Genomic DNA, 7,176 nt, shown 5'->3' on the forward strand with positions numbered 1-7,176 from the left:
ACCAATGACCAATGACCAATGACCAATGACCAATGACCAATGACCAATGACCAATGACCAATGACCAATGACCAATGACCAATGACCAATGACCAATGACCAATGACTAATGACCAATGACTAATTTATGAATAAAATCGCTTATCTTCAATGTCCAACAGGTATTTCCGGTGATATGTGCCTGGGTTCCTTAGTAAGTCTAGGTGTTCCCTTAGAGTATTTAGTGGCAAAACTCAACAATTTGGGAATTGAGCAAGAATACCAATTACGGGCAGAACTTGTTCATCGTCAAACTCAGCAAGCAACCAAAATCCATGTAGATTTATTACATCACCATCACCACCACCACCACGAACACAATCACCAACATGGTCGCCACTTACCAGAAATAGAGAAGATGATTCTCAACGCCAAGTTGCCATCACAGGCGGAAGCTTGGAGTTTAGCTGTATTCCGCCAGTTAGCATTGGCAGAAGGGGCTGTCCACGGCATTGAACCAGAAAAAGTTCATTTCCATGAAGTGGGTGCTGTAGACGCGATTGTGGATATTGTCGGTACTTGCTTGGGGTTAGATTGGTTGGGTATCGACAGCAATCAGGAAGGATTACCCCTCCTATACTGCTCACCATTTCCGACTGGTGGGGGAACTGTTCGGGCTGCACATGGTCAAATGGCAGTACCTGTACCCGCAGTATTAAAACTTTGGGAAATGCGGAGTTGTCCAGTTTATAGCAACGGTATTGACAGAGAACTGGTGACACCGACTGGGGCTGCGATCGCTACTACTTTAGCAAGAAGTTTTGGTTCACCACCGCCAATTACCCTCAAAAAAGTGGGACTAGGAGCAGGTTCCCTTGACTTACCCATCCCCAATATACTACGCCTCTGGCTCGGTGAAACTACGAATTTACAGACAAATATTCCTGATGTTGCAGATACTAGTCCAAATTTAGAAACAATTTCTGTACTAGAAACCCAAATTGATGACTTAAATCCCCAAGCTGTTGGTTATGTTTTTGAGGCTTTATTTGCAGCTGGTGCGGTGGATGTCTTTACTCAACCCATCGGAATGAAAAAATCTCGTCCAGGGATTTTATTAACCGTCATTTGTCATCCAGAACAATTGGCCAGTTGTGAAGAGGTTTTATTCCGCGAAACTACTACTTTAGGAATTCGTCGAACTTCTGGACAACGCCACATTTTACAACGGGAAATTCAACAAGTGGAAACACCTTATGGCATGGTGCGTGTTAAAGTGGCTTGGAAAGGAAAAACAGCAGAAAAGAATATTACTAATGTGCAGCCAGAGTATGAAGATTGTGCAGATTTAGCGCGAAAACACGATATTCCCTGGCTGGAAGTTCAACGCCTAGCTTTACAGAATTGGTATTTGGAGAAAAAATATGATGAAAAAACCGCAGATAAACGCAGATAAACGCAGATAATTTATTTGTTGGTGTTGGTTCATTAGGGCATTATTTAATCATCATAGGGTGGGTATTAACCACCCTAAAATCGGGAATTAACGTGAATTAAATTTAATCAGCTTCTCTTACAGTCCTTCTTACTGCTTGATTAGCATCCTCGGCTGTGCGTTGAAGATTTTTACCAATATCTTCAGTGCCGCGCTGCACATTCTTTGTCAATCCTTTAGCAGCATTGCCAACATTTTCCTGTAGATTTTCAACTCCTCGCTGAGTCCCCTTGGTTACACCTTCTCGCAATTCTTCGGCAGAACTTCCTACATCTTCACCTAAGTTTTTTACTCTTTCACCAAAGGGTGTTCCTGAACGATAATTGCGGACATATTGCTCAGTACTATCAATTCCCTTGCTTTCAACGTTTCTCTTAGCATTTTCTACTAACTCATCTGCGCTATCTTGGGCTGCTTTTTCTGCTTTTTTTGCTCTGGGATCTACATCACTAAAGTTGTTCATCCCTCCTTCATAGGGAGAAAGAGGATAATCTTTTGTGGGATCATATCTTTGCACATTTGGCGGTTGTCCCGCTGGTTGGGGTGGTTGTCCAGCTATGGTGGGACGATTACAAGCTTGGACTAAAAACAGAAAACTTGCTGCCAAAAATACCGTTAAAATTCTCAGTGGGCGCAGATTCTGCAACCTAGTAATTACTCTTTTCATCTTGTTCTCCTTGTATGTTGTTGTCTGACTTAAAAAATAAAATCCTATTTACCTACGGCTGGATTTTTTTGTAATTCAGGTCTAGCACTTGCTTCATCAGATTTTTCTTTTAAAAATTCTGAAGCTTTTTCAACTGACTCTGTTACAGTTTCCATTCGCTTTTGAATGCGAGTTTTTAAATCTGGTTCACGCTGAATTAATCCACCTGGTTCAGGATGTTTGAATTCTTCTTCTGTGATTATTGGTAATTCTGCCTCTTTCCTAACTCTACCGGCAGGCGTTTCTGCCCCAGGATAAAGAATTTCAGTTTCCTTATGTGCGGCTATTAATAATTGTGACTTTAAAGCTAAACTAGCTTGATCATCTTCTGATTTCCTTGATTCAGTAGTTACTTTTGGGTCTGTAGACATTCGCAAGTTTGTATATTTGTCGCTACCACTCTTATAAGGATTATTTGCTCCACCTGCTTGTACAGGAGTATTTTTGGGATTTGCACCTTGAGCATTTACTCCACTACAGGCCGTGCTAACTATCAACAATATTCCCGCTAAAAAGATAGTTAAAATCTGGCGCATTTGCAGCTTTTTCAAGAGATTTATCAAACTTTTCACTTAGTCCTCCTTATCCAGGATTAAACTTAAAATCGTCGTTTTCGCCTCGCCAAAGACTTAAGTTATTAACATCAACAACACCTACCGATTTTAAAAAACATATAATTAAAGAACCTCTAGCGTAGGTTACATTTTACTTTTGAGAAAATTATAATTTTATCTAACTAGAGAGAGAGATTATTTAATATAATTATTTTGGGCAATTTAATCATTAAATTCCACAAATAATCAAAATAATGAAGAGAATTTTACGTTGGTTTATTTTGGGGGGGACGCTGTTTTTTTTAGGAAAAGCACTGAAGGATAATTGGCTAGAAGTAACTTCTATCCGTATTGATGCGGTAGGATGGGCAATTTTAGCAATTGCTACAGGTGTAACTTTACTTGCACACACATGGGCTGGTTGGATATGGACTTGGGTGTTGCAAGAGTTAAATCAACCTGTATCATCTGCTCAATTTATCCAAGTTTATCTGAAGACGAATATTGCTAAGTATTTACCTGGTAATGTCTGGCATTACTATGGACGAATTTTGGCGGCTAAAAATGCTAATGTCTCTGCTGGTGCAGCGACTTTAAGCGTTTTGCTAGAACCGTTACTCATGGCTGCGGCGGCTTTAATTACTGTTGTTTTATTCGGTAGTCGATTTGCAGTTAATAAGAGTAATTTGGGGTTACAAATTCTGCAATTGCTGAGTTTAGTTGTGGTACTTGGTGCAGTTCATCCTTGGGTTTTGAATCCAGCAATTCGCTTTTTATATAGATTAAAATCCAAAAAATCTAATTCTGAAAATCAGCCTATTAGTAGTTTAAGTATTGAACGCTATCCTCTAAGACCTTTGTTGGGAGAATTGGTTTTTTTAGGACTGCGTGGAACTGGGTTTATATTAACTATGTTTGCTCTGGGTTCCTTAAACTTGAGCCACATTCCTTTATTGTTGGGTGCTTTTAGTTTTGCTTGGGTTTTAGGTTTGGTTGTTCCCGGTGCGCCTGGTGGAATAGGCGTGTTTGAAGCTACAGCACTGACAATTCTACAGCATCACTTCCCAACTGCTTTAGTAATTAGTGCGATCGCTCTCTATCGTCTCATTAGCATCTTAGCTGAAATCGCCGGCGCTACCTTAGCTTCCCTCGATGAACGTTTTACCAGCTAGTTACTAAATGCTCAGGCAGTTTAATTACCACAATTTATTTTTTTTGTCAATATCAAAACTTCTAGCCATCTGTAAATTTCCATCTATGGCAGCAGTATTAATTCAGAGTGGGGAATATGTTGACTTAACGTTTAAACTCAGAGGCGCACCGATTCCTCTAGATAATGGTTATGTTATCTATAGTGCTTTGTCTAGAATTTGTCCTATCCTGCACGAACTCAAGTCTATTGGTATTCATCCCATCGCTGGAATACCAACCAGAAACAACTTACTTGAACTCACTGCTCAATCTCGCTTAAAAATTCGGACTCATCATCAACAGATTCCTTTAATTTATCCTTATTTAGCGGGTCAAGCTTTTAATATATGTCAAAATTCTTACCAACTAGATATTCCTGACTACAAAACCTTGGTTTCTTCAGAAAGTGTCTATTCCAGATTAGTGTTAATAAAAGGATTTCAAGACTCTAATAACTTTATTGAAGCTGTGCAACGGCAACTGGATAATTTAGAAATACAAGGAAAAATTGAACTTCTGACCCGACAAGATGGAACACCTCAAAAAAGACAATTAACCATCAATAAAGCAGGAAAAGAGTTTAAAGTTAGAGGATTTGGTGTAAAAATCAGCGAACTCAACCTAGAAGATTCCTTAATTCTGCAAGAACAAGGAATTGGCGGGAAACGCAAGATGATGTGTGGAATATTTGTCCCAGTAGTTTGTCATTATTGCTTACTTCATATTCCATCAGAAGATTTGAAGGAAAAGAAACCCCATCGCTATCTGGTGGTGATTCCAGACATTAGGGATTTTGAAGATGCTTCTCAAAGAAGATGGCGATTACAGCAATTAGAAATTAAACAACTTCATGTTACTAGCCTTGGTGAAGCAGGATTACTTTATTACAGCTTAGATGATATTTACATTGAAGGCGACTATGATCAAGCTTGTGAGGTTTGGTTATATGAGAAAATGAATCAAACTTCTCATCAAAGGACATTGATGAAAATAGAAGAAATTAAAATTGATAAAAATACTGTAATTAATTATCAACAGGTTCAAAAATATTTTCCAACCAATTATCAGAAGATTAAACCTAAGCAAATTTTTATTAAAGTAAATCCTATTCGCTCCCTGATTGCTGATAATTTAGTGAAAGAAATTCCTTGGTGGTCTGATTTTTGGGAAAAATTGGTGATGGAGGATTTACAAGGATATTTATTTAACCAATTATTTTACAATCGAGAAGGATTCATATTTATGGCAGAAAATGGTGAAGAAGATAAGAATTATCTGATTTTCATTAAGGTATTTCAGCAAGCAATGAAAGGAAATTTTGCTAAAATGTATGCCAAAGCAGAGTTTGATAATTCTCTTTTTAAGAAGGCGCATATTTATCGTAATCGCAATGAACTGATTGAAGATTTGAAAACAGTTATTAAAAGAGATTTGGGCTTAGAAGAATCAAAATGATTGCACCATTAATTCTCTATTTGGATGTTCCATTTACGACTTTTCGGGAGTCCCATGCAAGGGAAATGGGAAAAACCTATCCTATCCCTCCTCCAGCGACAGTGTATGGGATGTTGTTATCTTTGGTAGGGGAAACCGATGTCTATCGCCACTGTGGGGTAGAATTGGCGCTCTCTATGTTATCTAGTCCCAAAAAGTCACAAATTTTGCGTCAAATTAGACAGTTTAAGAATGCTGATTTTAGCCATCCAGAGAATGTAATTCCCTGTTATCAAGAAATTTTGTCTAATCTCAAGTGTTTGATTTGGGTTCGTTCTGAGGGGGAGAAGATACAACCAAGTTTAAGGGAGAAGATACAGTTAGCTTTTGATTATCCTGAGAGAGTAAGACGGTTTGGTTGTTTATTTTTGGGAGAAAGTGACCAGTTGATTAAAACGATCAAAATTGTTTCGGAAGATTATTTAGAAGGGGTGAAACGGTGGGCAATTAGGGATAATAGAGGTAAGTTAACCTTACCCTATTGGGTTGATCATGTGGGGTCAAGAAATACCCGATTTTTGAGGTATCGGATTGAGGAAATACCAAGTTCACCACCTCCTGATTTGGCGTGGACGATGATTCAATCTCCAAACTGAAACCTCAGTTATTAGTGATTCGTGGCTTGATGCTGTTAGGCGTTGCTCAAGACCCATTTAAACTACAGTTTCAATCAATGGCGTTGTGATTCGTGGTTTGATGCCGTTAGGCGTTGCTCAATAATCCTTGCAGTCGTGAACTCCCTTCCAGCGTTTATGTGATTCGTGGTTTGATGCCGTTAGGCGTTGCTCAACAATACGCACTATTAACAAAAATTGGTGGGGAATTGTGATTCGTGGCTTTATGCCGTTAGGCGTTGCTCAAATATCGAGATAAAATTATTGACTGCGATCGCATAAATTCTTGCTGTAGTATAACTTTTCCATGCCTAGTCCCTTGCTATGTCCTATACTTGGCTGAGACAAAATTTTTTAGCGTTTTAGCGGTGCTAGAGATAGCTACGCTGACCTGCGGTAACGCCCAGTACGAGAGATAAATGACCAACGGACAAAACGGACAAAACGGACAAAAGAAAAAATTAGAAACTCAGCTTTGGAATATTGCCGATTCACTACGGGGCAAGATGAACGCTGATGAGTTTCGGGATTATTGCTTAGGGTTTATTTTCTATAAGTACCTATCCGAGCGTCAGCATCTTTACGCCAATGAGATTTTGGCTGAAGATAAGATTGATTTTCTAAAGCTTGATGAGTCGTCGAATGAGGGGCAGGAATATTTAGAGGCAATTAAAGAGGAATCTATTGTCGAATTGGGTTATTTTTTGAAGCCATCTGAGTTGTTTAGTTCTCTGGCTAAACGGGCATTAGGCAATCAGGCGGATAAGGATGAGATTAGTGATGAGGAGTTAGAAAAGAGTTCAATTTTTATTTTGGGGGACTTGACGGATGTTTTAAACAACATTGAACGCTCGACGATGGGCAAGGAAAGTGAGGAAGATTTTGATCATTTGTTTGAGGATCTGGATCTGAATTCGACGAAGTTGGGGCGGACTCCGAAGGCGAAAAATGCTTTAATTGCCAAGATTTTAGTGCATTTGAATAAAATTGATTTTCGGTTGGGAGACACCGAGAGCGATGTTCTGGGGGTTAGTAACTAGTTACTGTTTTCTTAACAGAAGCTAACAAATACTCACATTGGCTCAAAATTTCCTGTGATCTGCTCTTACAGAATTACCAGTAAAATACCTGTATGCTACTAGG

7 protein-coding genes are annotated in these 7,176 nt (G+C 39.0%); 5 read left to right on the forward strand and 2 right to left on the reverse strand.

All coding sequences use genetic code 11. The annotated features are described in order from the left end of the window. Positions 1–127: 127 nt before the first annotated feature. Positions 128–1,435, forward strand: coding sequence for a nickel pincer cofactor biosynthesis protein LarC (gene larC, locus H6G68_RS26255; protein ID WP_190909272.1), 1,308 nt, complete (start codon positions 128–130; stop codon positions 1,433–1,435). A gap of 103 nt (positions 1,436–1,538) precedes the next feature. Here the strand turns inward: larC and H6G68_RS26260 are convergent, their stop codons facing one another. Both H6G68_RS26260 and H6G68_RS26265 read right to left on the reverse strand, forming a co-directional pair. Further along, the gene (locus tag H6G68_RS26260) at positions 1,539–2,141 is read right to left on the reverse strand and encodes a hypothetical protein (protein ID WP_190909273.1); all 603 of its coding nucleotides are present in this window, start codon (positions 2,139–2,141) and stop codon (positions 1,539–1,541) included. 44 nt (positions 2,142–2,185) lie between these two features. Continuing rightward, positions 2,186–2,752: a DUF6658 family protein gene (locus H6G68_RS26265; RefSeq protein WP_190909274.1), complete on the reverse strand. Its 567-nt coding sequence runs from the start codon at positions 2,750–2,752 to the stop codon at positions 2,186–2,188. A gap of 236 nt (positions 2,753–2,988) precedes the next feature. On the opposite strand from H6G68_RS26265, the gene H6G68_RS26270 reads away from it, so the two are divergent. The 4 genes from H6G68_RS26270 (at position 2,989) to H6G68_RS26285 (ending at position 7,073) form a co-directional block, all read left to right on the forward strand. Continuing rightward, positions 2,989–3,906: a lysylphosphatidylglycerol synthase domain-containing protein gene (locus H6G68_RS26270; protein WP_190909275.1), complete on the forward strand. Its 918-nt coding sequence runs from the start codon at positions 2,989–2,991 to the stop codon at positions 3,904–3,906. A gap of 85 nt (positions 3,907–3,991) precedes the next feature. After that, a complete protein-coding gene (cas6, locus tag H6G68_RS27475) occupies positions 3,992–5,380 on the forward strand; it encodes a type I-MYXAN CRISPR-associated protein Cas6/Cmx6 (protein WP_242045405.1) in 1,389 nt (462 codons plus the stop codon). Further along, positions 5,377–6,015 carry a type I-MYXAN CRISPR-associated protein Cas5/Cmx5/DevS gene (gene cas5, locus H6G68_RS26280; protein WP_190909276.1) on the forward strand — a complete coding sequence of 213 codons (639 nt, stop codon included), beginning with the start codon at positions 5,377–5,379 and terminating at the stop codon, positions 6,013–6,015. Before cas6 ends, cas5 begins: the two co-directional genes overlap by 4 nt. 437 nt (positions 6,016–6,452) lie before the next feature. Beyond that, the gene (locus H6G68_RS26285; protein ID WP_242045406.1) at positions 6,453–7,073 is read left to right on the forward strand and encodes a type I restriction-modification system subunit M N-terminal domain-containing protein; all 621 of its coding nucleotides are present in this window, start codon (positions 6,453–6,455) and stop codon (positions 7,071–7,073) included. The last annotated feature ends 103 nt before the right edge of the window (positions 7,074–7,176 follow it).

Source organism: Anabaena catenula FACHB-362, assembly GCF_014698735.1.
Lineage (GTDB): Bacteria > Cyanobacteriota > Cyanobacteriia > Cyanobacteriales > Nostocaceae > Anabaena > Anabaena variabilis_A.

Coding starts and splice junctions, on each gene's coding strand:
- larC (WP_190909272.1), top strand. CDS start 128: ATGAATAAAATCGCTTATCTTCAATGTCCAACAGGTATTTCCGGTGAT.
- H6G68_RS26260 (WP_190909273.1), bottom strand. CDS start 2,141: ATGAAAAGAGTAATTACTAGGTTGCAGAATCTGCGCCCACTGAGAATT.
- H6G68_RS26270 (WP_190909275.1), top strand. CDS start 2,989: ATGAAGAGAATTTTACGTTGGTTTATTTTGGGGGGGACGCTGTTTTTT.
- cas6 (WP_242045405.1), top strand. CDS start 3,992: ATGGCAGCAGTATTAATTCAGAGTGGGGAATATGTTGACTTAACGTTT.
- cas5 (WP_190909276.1), top strand. CDS start 5,377: ATGATTGCACCATTAATTCTCTATTTGGATGTTCCATTTACGACTTTT.
- H6G68_RS26285 (WP_242045406.1), top strand. CDS start 6,453: ATGACCAACGGACAAAACGGACAAAACGGACAAAAGAAAAAATTAGAA.